Origin of the sequence: Mycobacterium sp. IEC1808 (genome assembly GCF_002101935.1) — a bacterium.
Lineage (GTDB): Bacteria > Actinomycetota > Actinomycetes > Mycobacteriales > Mycobacteriaceae > Mycobacterium.
Genome location: NZ_LQPV01000029.1, coordinates 1 through 19,758, shown reverse-complemented (window position 1 = coordinate 19,758; position 19,758 = coordinate 1). Strand labels below are relative to the sequence as shown.

16 protein-coding genes are annotated in these 19,758 nt (G+C 68.6%); 11 read left to right on the top strand and 5 right to left on the bottom strand.

The window, feature by feature from the left end:
* The first annotated feature begins 29 nt into the window (after window positions 1-29).
* Complete coding sequence (locus AWB92_RS17475; protein ID WP_085187799.1) at window positions 30-458, top strand: SRPBCC family protein; 429 nt, start codon at window positions 30-32, stop codon at window positions 456-458.
* Between the two features lie 8 nt (window positions 459-466).
* Here AWB92_RS17475 and AWB92_RS17470 read toward each other — a convergent pair whose 3' ends face one another.
* The 4 genes from AWB92_RS17470 to malQ all read right to left on the bottom strand — a co-directional run bounded on the left by AWB92_RS17470 (window position 467) and on the right by malQ (window position 4,377).
* On the bottom strand, window positions 467-712 hold the full coding sequence (locus AWB92_RS17470; RefSeq protein WP_085187796.1) for a hypothetical protein: 246 nt from the start codon (window positions 710-712) through the stop codon (window positions 467-469).
* Between the two features lie 116 nt (window positions 713-828).
* Entirely contained in the window at window positions 829-1,296 is a 468-nt protein-coding gene (locus AWB92_RS17465; protein WP_085187793.1) for a nuclear transport factor 2 family protein, read from the bottom strand.
* Entirely contained in the window at window positions 1,293-2,186 is an 894-nt protein-coding gene (locus AWB92_RS17460; RefSeq protein WP_085187790.1) for an LLM class F420-dependent oxidoreductase, read from the bottom strand. Before AWB92_RS17460 ends, AWB92_RS17465 begins: the two co-directional genes overlap by 4 nt.
* Before the next feature lie 25 nt (window positions 2,187-2,211).
* Window positions 2,212-4,377, bottom strand: a complete 2,166-nt coding sequence (malQ, locus tag AWB92_RS17455; RefSeq protein ID WP_085187925.1) for a 4-alpha-glucanotransferase — start codon at window positions 4,375-4,377, stop codon at window positions 2,212-2,214.
* 373 nt (window positions 4,378-4,750) lie between these two features.
* Here malQ and eccB point away from each other — a divergent pair, with 373 nt between their 5' ends.
* Both eccB and eccCa read left to right on the top strand, forming a co-directional pair.
* Window positions 4,751-6,271 carry a type VII secretion protein EccB gene (gene eccB, locus AWB92_RS17450; RefSeq protein ID WP_068187773.1) on the top strand — a complete coding sequence of 507 codons (1,521 nt, stop codon included), beginning with the start codon at window positions 4,751-4,753 and terminating at the stop codon, window positions 6,269-6,271.
* Window positions 6,268-10,440, top strand: a complete 4,173-nt coding sequence (gene eccCa, locus AWB92_RS17445; RefSeq protein WP_085187787.1) for a type VII secretion protein EccCa — start codon at window positions 6,268-6,270, stop codon at window positions 10,438-10,440. The genes eccB and eccCa overlap by 4 nt, the downstream gene beginning before the upstream one ends.
* Before the next feature lie 43 nt (window positions 10,441-10,483).
* Here eccCa and AWB92_RS17440 read toward each other — a convergent pair whose 3' ends face one another.
* Entirely contained in the window at window positions 10,484-11,659 is a 1,176-nt protein-coding gene (locus AWB92_RS17440; RefSeq protein WP_085187784.1) for a cytochrome P450, read from the bottom strand.
* A 251-nt stretch (window positions 11,660-11,910) separates the two neighbouring features.
* On the opposite strand from AWB92_RS17440, the gene AWB92_RS17435 reads away from it, so the two are divergent.
* The 8 genes from AWB92_RS17435 to AWB92_RS17400 form a co-directional block, all read left to right on the top strand.
* Complete coding sequence (locus AWB92_RS17435; protein WP_068103733.1) at window positions 11,911-12,105, top strand: ferredoxin; 195 nt, start codon at window positions 11,911-11,913, stop codon at window positions 12,103-12,105.
* Between the two features lie 423 nt (window positions 12,106-12,528).
* Window positions 12,529-13,800 (top strand): PPE family protein, encoded by a 1,272-nt coding sequence (locus AWB92_RS17430; protein ID WP_085187782.1) that lies wholly within the window; start codon window positions 12,529-12,531, stop codon window positions 13,798-13,800.
* A 216-nt stretch (window positions 13,801-14,016) separates the two neighbouring features.
* Window positions 14,017-14,316, top strand: a complete 300-nt coding sequence (locus AWB92_RS17425) for a PE family protein (protein WP_066912455.1) — start codon at window positions 14,017-14,019, stop codon at window positions 14,314-14,316.
* 12 nt (window positions 14,317-14,328) lie between these two features.
* Window positions 14,329-15,540 carry a PPE family protein gene (locus tag AWB92_RS17420; RefSeq protein ID WP_085187779.1) on the top strand — a complete coding sequence of 404 codons (1,212 nt, stop codon included), beginning with the start codon at window positions 14,329-14,331 and terminating at the stop codon, window positions 15,538-15,540.
* 551 nt (window positions 15,541-16,091) lie between these two features.
* A complete protein-coding gene (locus tag AWB92_RS17415; protein WP_085187776.1) occupies window positions 16,092-17,330 on the top strand; it encodes a PPE family protein in 1,239 nt (412 codons plus the stop codon).
* A 57-nt stretch (window positions 17,331-17,387) separates the two neighbouring features.
* On the top strand, window positions 17,388-18,611 hold the full coding sequence (locus AWB92_RS17410) for a PPE family protein (protein WP_142282150.1): 1,224 nt from the start codon (window positions 17,388-17,390) through the stop codon (window positions 18,609-18,611).
* Between the two features lie 354 nt (window positions 18,612-18,965).
* Window positions 18,966-19,265, top strand: a complete 300-nt coding sequence (locus AWB92_RS17405) for a PE family protein (protein ID WP_066912455.1) — start codon at window positions 18,966-18,968, stop codon at window positions 19,263-19,265.
* A 227-nt stretch (window positions 19,266-19,492) separates the two neighbouring features.
* The coding region (locus AWB92_RS17400) for a WXG100 family type VII secretion target (protein WP_085187042.1) at window positions 19,493-19,758 on the top strand (266 nt) is incomplete at its 3' end.

Sequence of the window (19,758 nt, the reverse complement as noted above, 5' to 3'; positions counted from 1 at the left end):
CGTGACCGCCTGACGAGGAGCGAGAACCGTTGGCACGAGTAGATGTTTCGGTGGCGTCCGATGTGCCGCCGGAAACCGCCTGGAAGCTGGCGTCCGACCTGCGCCGGTTCGACGAGTGGTTGACGATTTTCGGTGGCTGGCGCGGGCCGGTTCCGTCGACGATCGAGAAGGGCACCTGCGTTTCGTCGTGCATCAAGGTCAAGGGCTTCCGGAACATCATCCACTGGGAAGTCACCTGTTACGACGCACCCAAAGCGGTTGAGCTGCAAGGCCGGGGCCGCGGCGGGATCCGCATCGGAGTAGGTGTGACGATCTCCGACGACCATCCCGGATCGAAGTTGCACCTCACGGCGGACCTCAAGGGCGGGGTGCTCAGCGGGCCGGTCGGTGGACTGGTCGCCAGGGTGCTGCGCTCGGACATTCGCAATTCGGTCAACAACTTGGCGAACCTGCAGTAGCGCTGCGTTTACCGCCGATCGGTGTGCCAGCCTCGTTCGGCTTCTCGGATTTGCCTGCGGTCCATGGCAAGCCACGCCAGCCCGGCGCCGAAGGCCAGCAATCCGACGATCGCTGCGTCAACGCCCCCGACCGCGTCGCCCAGGGCGAAATTGATCACGCAGACCACCAGCGCCAGGGCGGCCGCGGCGACGACGAGCAGGCCGGGGGAGCGCTTTCGATCACCCGCGAAATGATGCCGCGCGAGGTGCCCCATGACCGCCTCCTCCAATGTCGCTTTCGTTCGACCGCTCTCCCGCGGCTACCCGAAATGTCCTCGGAGCAAACGACTTTGCCGTGGAGCCGCCGTATTGAAGTGTCCGGTCGCGCTAGTTATTCGGGGCCGAGCGGCCGCAATCGGCGGACCGGCCGGGTCTCGATCGCGTTGATGCTCAGGGCCCGGCGGCTGATCCGCCAGCCCGCGTCGGTCAGCCGGTATTCGTCGTCGTAGCGCAGATGCCACACCACGTCGAGCACCTCGTCCCCGCGGTGGCTCCAGTGATGCGCGATGCACGCGACCCGCCCGGCGGCGGTGCCATGGGCGGTCCCGTCGTACACCTCACCGACGATGGCGTGTTCGGTTCGGGTGACCGCCGCGACGGCGGCCACCGCGGCGCCGATCGCCTCGCGGCCGCGGTGGGAATGGACCGGTTCCAGCGCGTCCGGCGGGTCGGGCACCGTCAGCTCGGCGGTCGCGGTGAAAAGTGTTGCGACCGAGTCGAATTGACGGTCATCCACATGGGCCGCGTATCGGTGCACCAGTTCGCTGAGGGCCGCGCGGTCGGCCGCCGAGAGGGTCACGAGCTCAATGACAGCCGCTGGGCGCACGCCGACAGGACGTCCTTGGCCTCCTCGATGTCGGCGGTCGGCGGCATCGACAGCACGATCCGGTCGGCCCCCTGATCGGCGAGGGCGCCGGCGCGCTCGGCGTCGATCTTGGTGACGGCGTGGCCCAGCGATACCTCCAGCGCCGCCGGGTCTCGGCCGGCCGCCGACGCCTCGTCGCGCATCAGCGCGATCAACGACGCGAGCTCCGGACCGGCCACGCCGAGCGGCTGCAGGCCGTCGCCGAACCGCCCGGCCCGGCGGGCCGCCGCCTTGCTATGCCCCCCGATGTAGATCGGAAGTCGTTCCCTGGCAACGGGTTTGGGATAACACACCACGTCGTCGAAGTGGAAGAACTCGCCGTGGTGCGACACCCCCTGCGGCATGTCGGCCCACAGCGCCCGCAACACGGCCAGCTGCTCGTCGGCCCGCCTGCCCCGGCTGTCGAATTCCGTGCCGCACGCCTCGACCTCCTCCCTGAGCCAGCCCACCCCGACGCACAGCCGCAGCCGGCCGCCCGAGAGCGCGTCGACGGTCGCCGCCCGCTTGGCGAGCACCACCGGGTGGTGGTTGGGCAGCACCAGTACCCCGGTGGCCAACCGCAGCCGGCTGGTGTGCCCGGCCAAGAAGGCGAGCGTGTCGAGCGGGTCGGGTATCGGGCAGTCGGCGGCCAGCCCGACCCGGCCCGAGCTGTCGTACGGGTAGACGCTGTCGTAGCGGGTGGCCAGCACGGTGTGCTCGACGACCACGATCGATTCGAACCCGCACCGGTCCAGGTGGCCCGCGAAGCTCGCCATCCATTCCGGGTCCGCGGTGACGCCTTCGGCGACCGGGGCCAGGACCGCGATTTTCGGGGAAGCCGTCATGGCAACCGAAGCTAACAGGTGGGGTTTATCGGGGCGCCGCAATCGCCTCTCGGACGGCCTCGGCCAGCGCGGCCGCCCGCCGATCGGTGAAAACGTCCTCGAGCAGCACCGGTCGGCCGTCGGGGCCGGTCAGCGGGACCCGCCAGTTCGGGTACTCGTCGGTGGTGCCCGGCTGGTTCTGGGTGCGCCGGTCGCCGACCGCGTCGGTCAGCGCCACGCCCAACAGCCGCGACGGCGTCCGGCCCAGGTATCGGTAGAGGGCGAGAATCACCTGCTCCGGGTCGTCTTGAGCGTCAACGCCGTCGCCGAGCAGGCCGACCCGGCGCAGCTCGGCCATCCAGGCCGCCAGCTCGGCCCGGTCGGATTCGAGCTCGACCTCCACCGGCCGGGTCAGCAGCCCCAGGGACTCCCGCAGCCGGACATGGTCGCCGGCCAGGTAACCGGCCGTCGGCGGCAGATCGTGGGTGGTGACCGAAGACAGGCAATACTCGCGCCAGCGCTCGGCCGGCAGCGGGCCGCCGTTCCCGTCGCGATCCAACTCGAACCACAGGATCGAGGTGCCCAGCACGCCCCGTAATAAGAGGTAGTCGCGGACCCACGGTTCGACGGTGCCGAGGTCTTCGCCGACGACGAGCGCCCCGGCCCGGTGGGCTTCCAGGGCGACGATGCCGATCATCGCTTCGTGGTCGTAGCGCACGTAGGTGCCCTCGGTCGGCGGGGCGCCGCCCGGGATCCACCACAGCCGGAACAAGCCGATGATGTGGTCGATGCGGACGCCGCCGGCGTGCCGCAGCACGGCGCGGATCAGCGCCCGAAAGGGGCGGTATTCCTGCTCGTCCAGCCGGTCCGGACGCCACGGCGGCTGCGACCAGTCCTGGCCGAGTTGGTTGAACTCGTCCGGCGGCGCGCCGGCCGTCACGCCCAGCGCCATCACATCCTGCAGGGCCCAGGTGTCGGCGCCGTTGGGATGCACGCCGACTGCAAGGTCGTGCATGACGCCCAACGCCATCCCCGCGCGTATCGCCTGGGATTGGGCCGAGGCGAGCTGCTCGTCGAGTTGCCACTGCAGCCAGCGGTGGAAATCGATGGCGTCCGAATTCCGTTCGACGAAGCCCGCGACGCCGGCGGCGCCGGGGTGCCGCAGCGACTCCGGCCAGCGGTGCCAGTCGTCGCCGTATTCCTCGGCCAGCGCGCACCAGGTGGCGAAGTCGTCGAGCGCCTGGCCTTCCCGGTCGCGGAACGCGGCGTAGCCCAGCTCACGGCCCGCCGAGCGGGGCACCCGATGCAGCAGCCGCAGCGCCTCGCGCTTGGCCGCCCAGCCGCCGTCGCGGTCAATGGCGTCGATTTTTCCTGCCCGGTGTTGGACGTCCGAACGCAGCCGGCGCACCCGTCCCCGCTTGGTCAGGTCGGCGTATTCGGGGATCGCCTCGACGCGAAGGTAGAGCGGGTTGAAGAAGCGGCGCGACGTCGGCAGGTACGGCGACGGCTCCATCCGGCTGCCGGCGCCGGCCGGCCCGGAAAATCCAGCGGCGTGCAGGGGGTTCACCAGCACGTAGTCGGCGCCATGGCGGGCCGCCGACCACACCGCGAGGTCGCCCAGGTCGGTGAGGTCGCCGACGCCCCACGACTGCCGCGATCGCACGCTGTAGAGCTGCGCGGCCAGACCCCACGCGCGGCGCGCGCCGAGCTGCTCCGGCAGCCCGAGCCAGTCCGGCGTGACGATCAGCGCGGTGCTCGTTTCGCAGTCGCCGGAACGCAGGTGGACGCGGTGGTATCCGACCGGCAGGTGCGCCGGCAGGACGAAGCTGGCCTCACCGATCCAGCGCCCCTCCAGATCGAACGGCTGCGTGAAGTTGTCGACCTGCACCACCCCGCCGCGCACGGTGCCGTCCTCGAGCTGCAGCCACACTTCGGCGGGATCGCCGTGCGTCACGTGCACCCAGAATCGGATCTGCTCACCGGTTCGCCCGACGATGGTCGCCGGCATCCGGCGCTCCCAATACGACCGCCGCTGCGCGGTCAGAGCGACGTTGCGCTCTTGTTCGGTGCCGGCGGCGACGCCGAGCGCGGCGAGCACCGCCACCAGCGTGCGCTCACCGACGAGCACGCGCCGACCGGTCCAGTCGTCGTACTCGGTGGCGATGCCGAAGCGGCGGGCGAGTTCGACCAGCGAGGGCGCGAGCTCCGTCATGTCGCCCATCTTGCTTGAGAAGCCGTTCCGTCGCCTCATCGCCGAGCCGGACGGCGAAGCTGGGCGTTCGACAGGACTAAGTGGCCGTCCCCGGTTAACATGCCCATTGAAGACGTGAGGAATCCAGCCGGGGGATGAGTGGGGAACAGCAAGACTGCCAGCGGCGCTGCTGGCACGGTTCGCGACACTCACGACCGGAACGAGGCGGGATTCGTCTGCGCGGCCAGATTGAATCCAAGTGAACGCGCACGGGAACGCGTGGCGAGGTGCGTTAGCGTCCCTTACGGTTGTCACGGTTGTCGAAGCAATTCGCGCCCGGATATTTTTCAAAGACAATGTCCAGGCGTTCTAGCAGACCGGATGGTGAATTAACGTGGCGGAAGAGAGTCGCGGGCAGCGGGGGTCGGGGTACGGCCTTGGGTTGTCGACCAAGACCCAGGTAACCGGCTACCAGTTCCTGGCCCGGCGGACCTCGATGGCACTGACCCGTTGGCGGGTCCGCATGGAGATCGAGCCCGGCCGCCGCCAGACGCTGGCCCTGGTGGCATCGGTTTCCGCCGGGTTGGTGATCTGCCTGGGCGCCCTGCTGTGGTCGTTCATCAGCCCGTCGGGCCAGATCAACGAGTCGCCGATCATCGCCGACCGCGATTCCGGCGCCCTCTACGTCCGCGTCGGTGACAAGTTGTACCCGGCGCTGAACCTGGCGTCGGCGCGGCTGATCACGGGACGGCCGGACAACCCGCACCTGGTCCGGTCGAGCCAGATTGCGAGCCTCCCGCGCGGGCCCCTGGTGGGCATCCCGGGCGCGCCGTCGAACTTCGCCCCCAAGACCCCGTCCGCGTCGTCGTGGCTGGTGTGCGACACCGTCGCCGGATCGACCGGCGTCGGGGCGCCATCCGGGGTGACCGTGACGGTCATCGACGGAACCCCGGACCTCAGCGGCCACCGGCAGGTCCTGAACGGCTCGGACGCCGTGGTGCTGCGGTACGGCGACGACGCCTGGGTGGTCCGGCAGGGGCGCCGGTCGAAGATCGACGCGATGAACCGCTCGGTGTTGTTGCCGCTGGGCTTGACGCCCGAGCAGGTCAGCATGGCGAAGCCGATGAGCCGCGCGCTCTACGACGCGCTGCCGGTGGGCCCGGAGCTGACGGTGCCCGAGATTCCCGGCGCCGGTGCCCCGGCGACGTTCGCGGGCGCGCCCGGCCCGGTGGGGACGGTGATCGTCACCCCGCAAATCAGTGGGCCGCAACAGTATTCGTTGGTGTTGGCCGACGGCGTGCAGACGTTGCCCCCGCTGGTGGCGCAGATCCTGCAGAACGCCGGCGGCCCCGGCAACAACAAGCCGGTGACGGTCGAACCGTCGTCCCTGGCGAAGATGCCCGTGGTCAACAAGCTGGACCTGTCGTCGTATCCCGACAACCCGCTGAACGTGATGGACATCCGGGAGAACCCGGCGACCTGCTGGTGGTGGCAGAAGACCTCCGGTGAGAACCGGGCCCGCATCCAGGTCATCTCCGGGTCGACCATTCCCGTCGCGTCCAAGGAGATGAGCAAGGTCGTGTCGCTGGTGAAGGCCGACACCACCGGCCGCGAGGCCGACCAGGTGTACTTCGGGCCCGATCACGCCAACTTCGTGGCCGTCACCGGCAACGACCCGGGCGCCAAGACCACCGAATCGCTGTGGTGGCTGACCGACGCCGGCGCGCGGTTCGGGGTCGACGACACCCGCGAGGCCCGCGAGGCCCTCGGCCTCAAGACCGCTCCTAGCCTGGCGCCGTGGGTGGCGCTGCGGCTGCTGCCGCAAGGCCCGACCCTCTCTCGGGCGGACGCCTTGGTGGAGCACGACACCTTGCCCATGGACATGACCCCTGCAGAGTTGGTGGTACCCCGATGAAACGTGGATTCGCGCGCCCGACACCGGAGAAGCCCCCGGTCATCAAGCCGGAGAACATCGTCCTCCCGACCCCGCTGAGCATCCCGCCGCCGGAGGGTAAGCCGTGGTGGATCGTGGTGGTCGGCGTGGTCGTGATCGGCCTGCTGGGCGGCATGGTCGCGATGACCTTCGCCAGCGGCTCGCACGTCTTCGGCGGCGTCGGCGCGATCTTCCCGATCTTCATGATCGGCGGCATGGCGATGATGATGTTCGGCGGCCGCTTCGGCGGCCAGCAGCAGATGAGCCGGCCGAAGCTGGACGCGATGCGCGCCCAGTTCATGTTGATGCTCGACATGCTGCGCGAGACCGCGCACGAGTCGGCCGACAGCATGGACGCCAACTACCGCTGGTTCCACCCGGCGCCCGACACCCTGCCCGCCGCGGTGGGCTCGTCGCGGATGTGGGAGCGCAAGCCGGACGGTAAGGACCTCAACTTCGGTGTCGTCCGCGTCGGCGTGGGCATGACGCGTCCCGAGGTGACCTGGGGTGAGCCCCAGAACATGCCGACCGACATCGAGCTCGAGCCGGTGACCGGTAAGGCACTGCAGGAATTCGGCCGCTACCAGAGCGTCGTCTACAACCTGCCGAAGATGATCTCCCTGCTGGTCGAACCGTGGTACTCGCTGATCGGGGACCGCGAGCAGGTGCTGGGCCTGATGCGCGCGATCATCTGCCAGCTGGCGTTTTCGCACGGCCCCGACCACGTGCAGATGGTCGTGGTCAGCTCCGACTTGGAGCAGTGGGATTGGGTGAAGTGGCTGCCGCACTTCGGTGACTCGCGGCGCCAGGACGCCGCCGGCAACGCCCGCATGGTCTACAGCTCGGTGCGCGAGTTCGCCGCGGAGCAGGCCGAATTGTTCGCCGGCCGTGGCTCATTCACGCCCCGGCACGCCAGCTCGTCGGCGCAGACCCCGACGCCGCACACCGTGATCATCGCCGACGTGGCGGACCCGCAATGGGAGTTCGTGATCAGCGCCGAGGGCATCGACGGCGTGACGTTCTTCGACCTGACCGGCTCGTCGATGTGGGCGTCCGTCCCCGAGCGGACGCTGCGGTTCGACGAACGCGGCGTGATCGAAGCCCTGCCGCGCGACCGCGACACCTGGATGGTCATCGACGAGAAGCCGTGGTTCTTCGCGCTCACCGACCACCTCAGCATCGGAGAGTCGGAGGAGTTCGCCCAGAAGCTGGCGCGCTGGCGGCTGGCCGAGGCGTACGAAGAGATCGGTCAGCGGGTGGCCCACATCGGCGCCCGGGACATCCTGGCCTACTACGGGATCGACGATCCGGCCGACATCGACTTCGACGCGCTCTGGGGCAGCCGCACCGACGCGATGGGCCGGTCGCGGCTGCGTGCCCCGTTCGGCAACCGATCCGACAACGGCGAGTTGCTGTTCTTGGACATGAAGTCCCTGGACGAAGGCGGCGACGGCCCGCACGGCGTCATGTCCGGTACGACCGGTTCGGGTAAGTCGACGCTGGTGCGAACCGTGATCGAGTCGCTGATGCTCGGCCACCCGCCGGAGGAGCTCCAGTTCGTGCTGGCCGACCTCAAGGGTGGTTCGGCCGTCAAGCCGTTCGCCGGTGTGCCGCACGTGTCGCGCATCATCACCGACCTGGAAGAAGACCAGGCCCTGATGGAACGCTTCCTGGACGCGCTGTGGGGCGAGATCGCGCGCCGCAAGGCGATCTGCGACAGCGCCGGAGTCGACGACGCCAAGGAATACAACAGCGTGCGCTCCCGGATGCGGGCCCGCGGCCAGGACATGCCGCCGCTGCCCATGCTGGTGGTCGTCATCGACGAGTTCTACGAGTGGTTCCGCATCATGCCGACCGCCGTCGACGTGCTGGACTCGATCGGCCGTCAGGGCCGCGCCTACTGGATCCACCTGATGATGGCGTCCCAGACGATTGAGAGCCGGGCCGAAAAGCTCATGGAGAACATGGGTTACCGGTTGGTGCTGAAGGCCCGCACCGCCGGCGCGGCGCAGGCCGCCGGTGTGCCGAACGCGGTGAACCTGCCGGCTCAGGCGGGTCTGGGTTACTTCCGGCGGAGCCTCGAGGACATCGTCCGGTTCCAGGCCGAGTTCCTGTGGCGGGACTACATCTCGCGCGGCATCACCGTCGACGGCGACGAGGCCCCGGCGTTGGTGCACAGCATCGATTACGTTCGGCCGCAACTGTTTACCAATTCGTTCACCCCGCTCGAGGTGAGCGTCGGGGGACCGACCATCGAGGCGGTTCACTCGAACGGCTCTAACGGTGAGCCGCTCGAGGTGCTGGAAGCCGAGGGCGAGGACGACGACGAGGGCATCAGGACGCCCAAGGTCGGCACGGTGATTATTGATCAGCTGCGCCGGATCGACTTCGAGCCCTACCGGTTGTGGCAGCCGCCGCTGAACGAACCCATCGCGATCGACGATCTGGTCAACCGGTTCATCGGCCGCTCGTGGCAGCAGGACTACGGCACCGAGCAGAACCTGGTCTTCCCGATCGGGATCATCGACCGGCCGTTCAAGCACGACCAGCCGCCGTGGACGGTCGACACCTCCGGGCCCGGTGCCAACGTGCTGATCCTGGGTGCCGGCGGTTCGGGTAAGACCACGGCGCTGCAGACGCTGATCTGCTCGGCGGCGCTGACCCACACGCCGGAGCAGGTCCAGTTCTACTGCCTGGCCTACAGCGGCACCGCGCTTACCACGGTGGCCCGCCTGCCCCACGTGGGTGAGGTGGCCGGTCCGACCGACCCGTACGGCGTGCGCCGCACAGTAGCCGAGCTGCTGGCGCTGGTTCGCGAGCGCAAGCGCAGCTTCCTCGAATACGGAATCGCTTCGATGGAGGTGTTCCGGCGCCGCAAGTTCGGCGGCGAGGCCGGGCCGGTGCCCAACGATGGGTTCGGCGACGTCTACCTGGTGATCGACAACTACCGGGCGCTGGCCGAGGAAAACGAGGTGCTGATCGAGCAGGTGAACCTGATCATCAACCAGGGTCCCTCGTTCGGCGTGCACGTCATCGTCACCGCGGACCGCGAGTCGGAGCTGCGGCCGCCGGTGCGTAGCGGTTTCGGCTCCCGCGTCGAATTGCGTTTGGCCGCAGTCGAAGACGCCAAGCTGGTGCGGTCCCGGTTCGCCAAGGAAGTCCCGGTCAAGCCTGGACGCGGCATGGTGGCGGTCAACTACGTCCGCCTCGACGCCGACCCGCAGGCCGGTCTGCACACGCTGGTGGCGCGGCCCGCGCTGGCCAGCACGCCCGACAACGTGTTCGCGTCGGACAGCATCGTCGAGGCGGTCAGCCGCCTGGCGAGCGGCCAGGCCCCGCCGATTCGCCGCCTGCCGGCGCGCTTCGGCGTCGAGCAGGTGCGCGAGCTGGCGGCCCGCGACACCCGCCAAGGGGTGGGTGCCGGCGGAATCGTCTGGGCCATATCGGAATTGGATCTGGCGCCGGTCTATTTGAATTTCGCCGAGAACGCGCACCTGATGGTGACGGGCCGGCGCGAGTGTGGCCGCACCACGACGCTGGCGACGATCATGTCGGAAATCGGGCGGCTGTACGCGCCCGGCGCCAGCAGCGCGCCACCGCCACCGGCCGGGCGGCCCTCCGCCCAGGTGTGGCTGGTCGACCCGCGCCGTCAGCTGCTGACGGTGCTGGGCTCGGAGTACGTGGAGAAGTTCGCGTACAACCTGGACGGCGTGCAGGCGATGATGAACGACATGTCCGCCCTGCTGGCCAGCCGCGAACCACCGCCCGGCCTGTCGGCGGAGGAGCTCTTGGCGCACTCGTGGTGGAGCGGCCCGGAGATCTTCCTCATCGTCGACGACATCCAGCAGCTGCCGGCCGGTTTCGATTCGCCGCTGCACAAGGCGGCCGCCTGGGTGACCAGGGCCGCCGATGTAGGCCTGCACGTGATCGTCACCCGCACGTTCGGTGGCTGGTCGTCGGCGGGCAGCGACCCGATGCTGCGGGCACTGCACCAGGCGAACGCACCGCTGCTGGTGATGGACGCCGACCCCGACGAGGGCTTCATCCGCGGCAAGATGAAGGGCGGCCCGCTGCCCCGCGGTCGAGGCCTGCTGATGGCCGAGGACACCGGCGTGTTCGTCCAGGTGGCCGCGACCGAGTTCCGCAAGTAGGGACCGCTACTGGGATTGGCCGCTGCGCTGGGCCTGAAAGAGATCAGGCCCAGCGCAGCGGTAATGTCTTGAGCGCGAAGGTCTTCGACGGGAACTTGATCTCGGGCGTGTAATCCTCGGGCAGTTCGAAGTCCGGGATCTGCTTGAGCCATTCCGCCACGATGATGGTCAGCTCGATGCGCGCCAGGTGGGAACCCAGGCAGCGGTGCGGCCCGCCGCCGAATCCCCAGTGCCGGTGCACCTTGCCGTCCAGGAACAGCTCATCGGTGGACATCGGGTCGCTGCCGTCGCGGTTCACCGCGGCCATGCACAGCCGCACCGGTGTCCCCGCGGGCAGGGTCATGCCCCCGACCTCGACGATCTCCGTCGTCACCCGGGGTGCCACCGGCGCCGACGGCTCGAGCCGCACGATCTCCTCGATGAAAACCCTGATCTGCCGGGGATTGTCGCGCAGCGCGGCACGCAGGTCCGGCCGGCGCGCCAGGTGGTAGAGCGAGAACCCGATGGACGCGGTCACCGTGTCCAGGCCGGCGAGGATCAGCAGGTGGCTCATGCCCAGCAGCTCCAGGTCGCTGAAATTGCCCTCGCCGGTCATCACCCGGGACAACATGTCGGTGCCCGGATTTTCCCGCCGCTTCTGGATCGCGTCGGTGAGATACGCCAGGAGCTTGCGGGCTTTTTCGTGGTCCTCTTGCGTCATGTAGGGCCGCTCCCCGATGACGGCGTCCTTCCAATCGATGATGAGGTCACGATCCTCGACCGGCAGGCCGTAGAGATCGAGGAACACCTGATAGGGGTACAGCCGCGCGAAATCCGCCATCGCGTCGCACTTGCCTTGTTCGGCGAGCGCCGCGATCATCTCGGCGGCGTGCCGCTGCAGCACCGGCCGCGACGCGCTCAGTCCCTGCGGGCTGAAGTACGGCTGCAGGATCTTGCGGTAGCGGGTGTGTTCCGGCGGGTCGAAGGCCAGCGGCACGACCGGCAATGGGCTGCCCGGGGGTTGCAGCGCCAGCCGCGACGAGAACACCTTGGTGTTGCGCAGCGCGGCGAGCACGTCCTCACGCCGCGTCAGGTAGTAGTGGCCGTTCATAAACACCACCGGCCCGGCGTCCCGCAGGGTCTTCCATCCGACGCCGCGGTCGGCGGACATCGGCAGCTTGGTGTATTCCAGCCGGGGTAGGTGGAAGGTGGCCGGCTGGCCTTCGCCGAGAGTGCTCATGCGCTCTGATCTCCGCTTGTCCGTTCGGTTTTCGTGTTGTCGCCGTCGTCGTCGACGCCGCCGGACCGCCCGGATCCTCTCGTCACCGGCTTGTCGACGGCACATCAATATCCCACGTGGAACGAGGGGGACACCAATCGTGTAGGCCCCGATCGGCAACCGTCTCCTAGACTTTATCGACCGGCTAATCTACCTATCGTCCGTTCCGGGTTTTCGCGAATGCCGCCAAAGGAAACGAAGAAGGAAACCTTGTGAAGGTTCGTCTCGAAACGTCCAAATGCGTAGGCCACGCCCAGTGCTACGCCGTGGATCCAAACCTGTTCCCCATCGACGAGTCGGGCTATTCGATCCTCGAGGAGCACGAGGTGCGGCCCGAGGATGAACAATTGACGCGCGACGGCGTGGCCTCGTGCCCGGAAATGGCGCTGATCCTCGAAGAGGACTAGCGGCCCAGCAAGGCGAACCGGTGGGGAAACGCACGATGAACATTCGGTTGTCTCTGGTAAACCGCCGCTGGCCGGGAGTGAACATTGGTTGGCTGGGAATGAACAGTTGGCATCGTCGGTCGGAGCGCCAGGCGCGACCAGCTAATGTCGTTCGCGAGCGGCAGTTCAGGCACCAAAGAGCTGTCGCTCGGTTGCTGACAGCGGGTTAGTCGAGGCGGAATGGGCATGTCGTTCCTGACCGGAAGTCCAGGCAATCCTGGTGCCGGAGCACCTATTTCGGGCATAGGGAAGCGGTGCGCCGCGGTGCGCGGAACGTCCGATCGACTGGGTTTGCTGGTCAACAACGTTGTGACCGCAACCACCATGGCTTGTACCTGACCGCGATGATCGCCGCCGCGATCATGGCCAACTGAGGAGGACACGGTGTTCGACTTCGGAGCGCTACCGCCCGAAATCAATTCCGGTCGGATGTATGCGGGTCCGGGGGCGGAGTCGATCATGGTCGCCGCGACCGCGTGGGACGAGCTGGCGTCGGAGCTGAGCACAGCTGCTTCTGGTTACGACTCGGTGATCAACGATTTGATCAGCGCTCCCTGGGTCGGGCCGTCGTCGACGGCGATGCTCAACGCGGTGGTGCCCTACGTGAGCTGGCTCAGCACGGCCGCCGGCCTGGCCGAGGACAGCGCCAGCCAGGCCCGCGCAGCCGCGGGCGCTTTCGAGGAGGCGTTTGCGCTGACGGTGCCGCCGCCGGTGATCGTGGCCAACCGGGTGCTGTTGGCGACGCTGGTCGCGACCAACTTCTTCGGGCAGAACACGCCCGCGATCATGGCCACCGAGGCCCAGTACATGGAGATGTGGGCCCAGGACGCTGCCGCGATGTACGGCTACGCCGCCTCCTCGGCCGCCGCCACGGTGCTGACCCCGTATCCGGAGCCGCCCAACACGAGCACCCCGACCGCGGCGGCCAACCAGAGCGCCGCCGTTGCCCAGGCCACGGCCCAGCCGGCCGCGCAGACGGTGCTGGACCAGATCGCGGCCATCCCTCAGGCATTGCAGCAACTCGCGCTGCAGCAGGTGTCGAGTTACACCTTCACCAACTGGCCGTTCTCGATGCTGCAGCAGCAACTGCAATCCTTCCTCAAGTACGGGCTTCCGACCGCGACCAACGACTGGTTCGGGATCCGGAACAACGGGTTGGCCTTCCCGTCCAGCGGCATCAGCCCGTTGGGCAACGAGATACGGCAGTTCGCGCAGGCCTACTTCGGGGTGGGTATCGGAAACTTCGGGTGGTCGATCGGCCAGCAGCTCACGTTCGGCCCCGGCGGTGCGACGGCCGGGGCCGGTGGTGCCTGGTTCCCGACACCGCAGTTCGCCGGCCTGCACCTGGGTGGCATCGGCGGCCTGGGCGGCGCGCACCCCGCCGGCGCCGTTTCGGCGAGCGCCGGCGAGGCCGGCAGGATCGGGGGACTGTCGGTTCCCGCGAACTGGAGCAACCCGGCCGCGCAGGCAACACTGGTCAGCGCCGTGTCCGAAGAGACGCCGCCCGTCAACGCGGGTGGCGGCGCCGTACCGGGGAACGCCCTGCTGCGCGGCATCCCGACCGGGGCCGTCGGACGGCGCAGCGCCGGCTACGGCTACACCACCAAGTACGGCTTCCGCTATAGCGTCCTGACCCGACCGCCATCGGCCGGATGATCGAGAGGCGGCGACCGATGACCTTCCAGCCGGCAAACCTGCCCAGGGCTGCCCCGAGTGAACAGCAGTTGTCCAGCAATGAACAGTTGGCGCTAAGGAGGCGCGACCCGACGGGATCCAATTAGTCTCACTAGCAAGCCCTGTCTGAAGTGAACTTCAGCAGCGAAGAGCATTCCTTGAAGGTCATCGAGCCTGAAAGTTGAGGAGGAAACGAAAATGTCGTTTGTGACTACCCAGCCCGAAGCTTTGGCGGCGGCGGCAGGCAGTTTGCAGGGTATCGGCTCGGCGTTGAGCGCCCAGAACGCCGCGGCGGCGGCCCCGACGACCGGGGTGGTGCCCGCTGCCGCCGATGAGGTGTCGGCGCTGACCGCGGCCCAGTTCGCCGCGCACGCCCAGATGTACCAGGCCGTCAGCGCTCAGGCCGCGGCCATCCACGAGCAGTTCGTCAGCACCCTGGGCATCAGCTCCGGGTCCTACGCGGCGACCGAGGCGGCCAACGCGGCCGCGGCCGGCTAGGGGGTTTAGGACATGACAATGGATCTCGGAGCACTACCTCCCGAAGTCAGTTCCGCGATGATCTACTCGGGCCCGGGTTCGTCGTCGCTGATGGCGGCCGCCTCGGCGTGGAACGGCGTTGCCGCCGAGCTGACTTCGGCGGCGATGGGCTACGACAACATCGTGACGGCGCTGGCCAGCGAGGAGTGGATGGGGCCGGCGTCGGCGTCGATGGCGTCGGCCGCTCAGCAGTATCTGCAGTGGATGACGACGACAGCCGGTCAAGCCGAGGAGGCGGCCGCGCAGGCCCAGTCGGCCGCGGCGGCCTACGAGACGGTGTTGGCCTCGGTGGTGCCCCCGCCGGAGATCGCCATCAACCGCACCATGCTGACCCAGGCCCAGGCGACCAACATCCTGGGTCAGAACAACGGGATCATCGCGCAGCTGGAGGCGCAGTACGCCGAGTTCTGGGCGCAGAACGCCTCGGCGTTGTACAGCTACGCCAACCAGTCCGCGGCGGCGGCCAAGGTGACGCCGTTCCAAAACGCGCCCACCGTTGCCAACCCGGCAGCTGCGGCCGTCACTCAGTCCGCGGCACCGGCGGCCTCGATCCAGCAGACCCTGCAGAGTTATCTCACCCAGATTCAGCAGGCGCTGGGCGCGCTCGGCTCTCCGGCCACGACGAACTCGTTTGTCTCGCAGTTCTCGAACTCCAACCCGTTGATCAGCGAGGTCTGGTTCCTGTTGACCGGTCAGACGATTCTGCCGTCGAACATCGGTACCGCGCTGGGTGGCTACTCGAACTACGCGAGCTTCTTCTACAACACCGAGGGTCTGCCGTACTTCAGCGTTGGTATGGGCAACTTCGGTGTTCAGATGGCCAAGACCCTGGGCGCCATCACCGGCCCGGCGGCGGCGGCGGCCGCCGTCCCGAAGGGCCTGCCCGGGCTGGGCGGCCTGCTGGGCGGCGGCGCCGGCGGCGCGGCGGCGCACCTCGGCAGCGCGACGTCGATCGGCAAGTTGTCGGTGCCGGTCTCGTGGACCGGGGCCACCGCCCCGACGGCGGCCGCAGCCCACGCCATTCCGGTCAGCAGCATCAGCGCTGCGCCGGAGGCGGCCGGGGGACCCGGCAACCTGCTGGGCGGCATGCCGCTGGCGGGTGTCGGCTCCGGTGCCGCCAGCGGTGCGGGACCCCGGTACGGGTTCCGTCCCACCGTCATGGCCCGGCCGCCCCTGGGTGGCTAGCCGCCTTTCCGTCACAACTGGCGTCGTGGGCGCAGGCACATTGCCTGCGCCCACGACGGCGTTTTGGGGCCTGATCGGTCGCCGCGCGGCCCCGTTCGCCGATCGACGACGCGTTGACTGCCGGCCCGGCAATCGGGCGCCGATCCGGACTCCGCTAACGCGATCCCGTTAGCTGAGCCGCCCGTCTGGCAACCCCTTCTGCGGCTTTAACTGCGGCCGGATTTTTACCCGGCCCCGTCACTTTCGGCCCGCCGACCCCTCCGAAAACGGGCCCGCTCGGGATGCGCGCTGGGCACGTCGTCGACTCATTTCCGCAGGTAGCGACCGCTGCTTGGGGCGAGCTGCCGCTCACCGAGCGAGGCCCCCGTCGCCCTCCGACCACCCGCCGGGCCGGTGTCGCCGCTTGGGCGTGGCAACTCGGCCGGCGCCGGGCGGGGATTACGGGCCTTAGCCTCCTCTCTAGCGAACAGCCTCCTAAACATTCCTTGCATCAGTCGTCATTAGCCCGAACTTGCGGAGAAAACATGTCGTTCGAGTCCGGTGGTTCATAGGTGTTGGACTTCGGGGCGCTACCGCCAGAGATCAACTCGGGCCGGATCTATGCCGGCCCGGGTTCCGGCTCGATGATGGCCGCGGCTTCGGCCTGGGATGGGCTGGCCAGCGAGCTGAGTTTGGCGGCGACGGGCTACTCGTCGGTGATCACCGAGTTGACCAGCGCACCCTGGTTGGGCCCGGCATCGCGATCGATGCTTGCCGCCGCCGCGCCCTATGTCTCGTGGCTCAGCGCCGCCGCGGCGCTCGCCGAGGACGCCGCGAACCAGGCCAGAGCCGCAGCCGCCGCGTTCGAAACCGCATTCACGTTGACGGTGCCGCCACCGCTGATCGCGGCGAACCGGGTTTTGTTGGCCACGCTGATTGCGACCAACTTCTTCGGACAGAATTTTCCGGCCATCGCCGCCACCGAGGCCCAGTACGCCGAGATGTGGGCCCAAGACGCCATGGCGATGTACGGCTACGCGGCTGCCTCGGCGACCGCGACACAGTTGACCCCGTTCACCGAGCCGGCACAGGCCACCGACCAAGGCGGGCTGGCCGCCCAGGCGGTCGCAGTCGGTCAGGCCATCGCCACGCCCGCGGGCACCGGTGCGCCCCAGGCGGCCGCGGCCACCCCGGGGCTTGCGCTGACCCCCGACGCGGTTTCCATTACGTCCGTCTTCACGTCGATAAACCAAGCGCTGCAACAGCTTTCGGCCGGGGCGCTGGCTTCGCAGCTGAACCCGTACAACTGGTGGATCGTGCAGCAGGTCGTCGCCCTCAACGTGTCGAACCGAACCGCGCTGTCGCGCACCACCGTGGGTCTCGCCTATTTCTCCACCGGGCTGATGCAATTCTTCGGCTCCATCGCGCAGCAGGTCACCTTCGGCCCCGGTGGGACGACGGCCGGGGCGCAAGGCGCCTGGTACGCGACACCGCAGTTTGCCGGCCTGCATCTGGGCGCCGTCGGCAGCGGCGCCGCCGGCCATGGCGGGATCGCGGCGAATCTGTCCTCGGCCACCAAGATCGGCGGGCTGTCCGTGCCGCAGGGGTGGGCCGGCTCTCCCGGTCCGGTCGAGGAATCGGCCGCCCAGGCGGTCGCCGTCGACTACGCCACCGACCCGCAGGGTGCGGGCAACGGGCTGCTGCGCGGCATGCCGATGGGCACCGGCGGCCGACGCTCGGGCTCCGCCTTTCCGCCCCGCGAATACGGATTCAGGCGCAGCGTGCTCGCCCGCCCACCATCCGCCGGATAACCAGCTGTACGAGGCGGCCAACGTGGCCGCGACTGATGAAGGAGTCAGGACATGGCAATCGATTTCGGTGCGTTACCGCCGGAGATCAACTCGGCGCGCCTGTACACCGGTGTGGGCTCGACACCACTGGTGACCGCGGCCTCGGCCTGGAACTCCCTGGCCGCGGAGCTGAACGCGGCCGCCCTGGGCTACGAGAACGTGGTGACGCAGCTGGCCGGCGAGGAGTGGCTCGGGCCGGCCTCGGGGTCCATGGCCGCCGCGGTGCAACCGTATGTGGAGTGGGTGAGCGCGACCGCCGCGCAGGCCGAGCAGGCCGCCACGCAGGCCAGCGCGGCCGCGGCGGCCTACGAGGCCGCGTTCGCCGCGATCGTGCCCCCGCCGCTGATCGCGGCCAACCGCGCCGAGTTGGCCCAGGCGGTGGCGACCAATGTCATCGGCCAAAACACCGGGATCATCGCGCAGCTGGAAGCCCAGTACGCCGAATTCTGGGCCCAGGACGCCGCGACGATGTACAGCTACGCCGGCAACTCGGCGGCGGCTTCCAACGTCACGCCGTTCACCTCGGCACCGACGGTGGCCAATCCCGCCGCTTCGACGATCCAGGCGGCCGCGACCACGTCCGCCGCGACCACGTCGGTCGGCTCAATCCAGAACCAGATCAACGCCGCCATCAGCCAGATCAGCGCGCAGCTGGCGAGCCTGGCGTCGCCTTTCTATACGCCGCTGCAACAAGAATGGTGGTATCTGGCATCGGCAAACGGGCCGCTGTCCGCCGTGTGGCAGGTCCTGTTCGGGTCACCGTCGTTCCCGGGCGCCAGCCTGTCCGCCTTCATGTCGGCGTGGTCGCCCTACGCCGGCGTCCTCTACAACACCGAGGGTCTGCCATATTTCAGCATCGGCATGGCCAACTCGATGACGCAGACCGCGAAAACCGTCGGGGCCCTCGGCGGCGCGGTGCCGGCGGCCGCGGCCGCCGTCCCCAAGGGGCTGCCCGGGCTGGGCGGGCTGCTCGGCGGCGGCGCCCCGCCGGTGGCGGCGCACCTGGGCAGCGCCACCTCGATCGGCAAGCTGTCGGTGCCGGCCGCATGGTCCGGGCCGGTTTCGACGACCAGCCACGCGACGGCCATCCCGGTGAGCAACGTCCGGGAGGCGCCCGACGCGGCGCCCGGAAACCTGCTGGGCGGCATGCCGCTGGCCGGGGCCGGCACGGGCGGATCCGGCGCGGGACCGCGGTACGGATTCAAACCGGTCGTCATGGCCCGCCCGCCGGCGGCCGGCTAGCCGGGCGGACAGGCCAATGGTGCGCAGGCGCGTCCCGGGCGGGACCTCGTCGCCGGCCCGGCAAAGACATTTGCTCCGGCGCGATTTGACGGCGTCGGTGCTAAGCTCCATACGTGCTGGCCAACCGGCCTTCGACAGCAACCCGGAGGGGTTGACCTTTCAGGTTTGCTGTGACGGTCCTGTGAACGCCAGCGATAGCGGCCAGGCGCTGTTACTGTGTCGTTACTAAAAGTGAATTCGCCGTGCCATCCAGTGAACAATTGCGAACAGGTGGACTCGGAATCAGCTTGAAACGGATGCTGTCATCTACTCTCTTGCACAGAGCAGTGCGGGGGACAATCTAGGAGGGAAAACATGTCGTTCGTGACCACACAGCCGGAGGCCCTGGCTGCGGCGGCCGGGAGCCTGCAGGGGATCGGCTCGGCGCTGAGCGCGCAGAACGCGGCCGCGGCCGCCCCGACGACCGGGGTCGTGCCCGCTGCGGCCGACGAGGTATCGGCGCTGACCGCGGCCCAGTTCGCCGCCCACGCGCAGATGTACCAGGCCGTCAGCGCCCAGGCAGCCGCGATTCACGAGCAGTTCGTGAGCACGCTGGGAATCAGCTCGGGCTCGTACGCCGCGACCGAAGCCGCCAACGCAGCGGCCGCCGGCTGATCAGGTTCAGCGGTTCTGGAATGTCGGGTCTGACGGCTGGGCCGGGATCCGAACTCACGTCGATTCAATCGCCGCGGTTGGCGCCTGAGGTCAGCACGTCAGGCGCCGGCCACGGGACGGGGGGAAGTCTTTCTATATGTGGCTTGACGGTGCGCTAGCGCGTCCCCGTTCGGCCAGCGTCACTCACAACTGAATACAAGTCACTCAGAATTAAGGAGAAAGCCAACATGGCAACACGTTTTATGACTGACCCGCATGAGATGCGGGCGATGGCGGGCCGCTTTGAGGTCCACGCGCAGACCGTTGAGGACGAGGCTCGCAAGATGTGGGCGTCGTCGATGAACATCGCCGGTGCTGGCTGGAGTGGCCAGGCCCAGGCGACCTCCTACGACACCATGGGTCAGATGAATCAGGCGTTCCGCAACATCGTGAACATGCTGCACGGTGTGCGTGACGGGTTGATCCGCGACGCGAACAACTACGAGCAGCAAGA

Excerpts from the sequence above, each read along its gene's own strand:
- AWB92_RS17470 (WP_085187796.1), bottom strand. The coding sequence starts at position 712 with ATGGGGCACCTCGCGCGGCATCATTTCGCGGGTGATCGAAAGCGCTCC.
- AWB92_RS17440 (WP_085187784.1), bottom strand. The coding sequence starts at position 11,659 with ATGAGCACTCTCGGCGAAGGCCAGCCGGCCACCTTCCACCTACCCCGG.
- AWB92_RS17425 (WP_066912455.1), top strand. The coding sequence starts at position 14,017 with ATGTCGTTTGTGACTACCCAGCCCGAAGCTTTGGCGGCGGCGGCAGGC.
- AWB92_RS17460 (WP_085187790.1), bottom strand. The coding sequence starts at position 2,186 with ATGACGGCTTCCCCGAAAATCGCGGTCCTGGCCCCGGTCGCCGAAGGC.
- AWB92_RS17405 (WP_066912455.1), top strand. The coding sequence starts at position 18,966 with ATGTCGTTCGTGACCACACAGCCGGAGGCCCTGGCTGCGGCGGCCGGG.
- AWB92_RS17420 (WP_085187779.1), top strand. The coding sequence starts at position 14,329 with ATGACAATGGATCTCGGAGCACTACCTCCCGAAGTCAGTTCCGCGATG.
- eccCa (WP_085187787.1), top strand. The coding sequence starts at position 6,268 with ATGAAACGTGGATTCGCGCGCCCGACACCGGAGAAGCCCCCGGTCATC.
- malQ (WP_085187925.1), bottom strand. The coding sequence starts at position 4,377 with ATGACGGAGCTCGCGCCCTCGCTGGTCGAACTCGCCCGCCGCTTCGGC.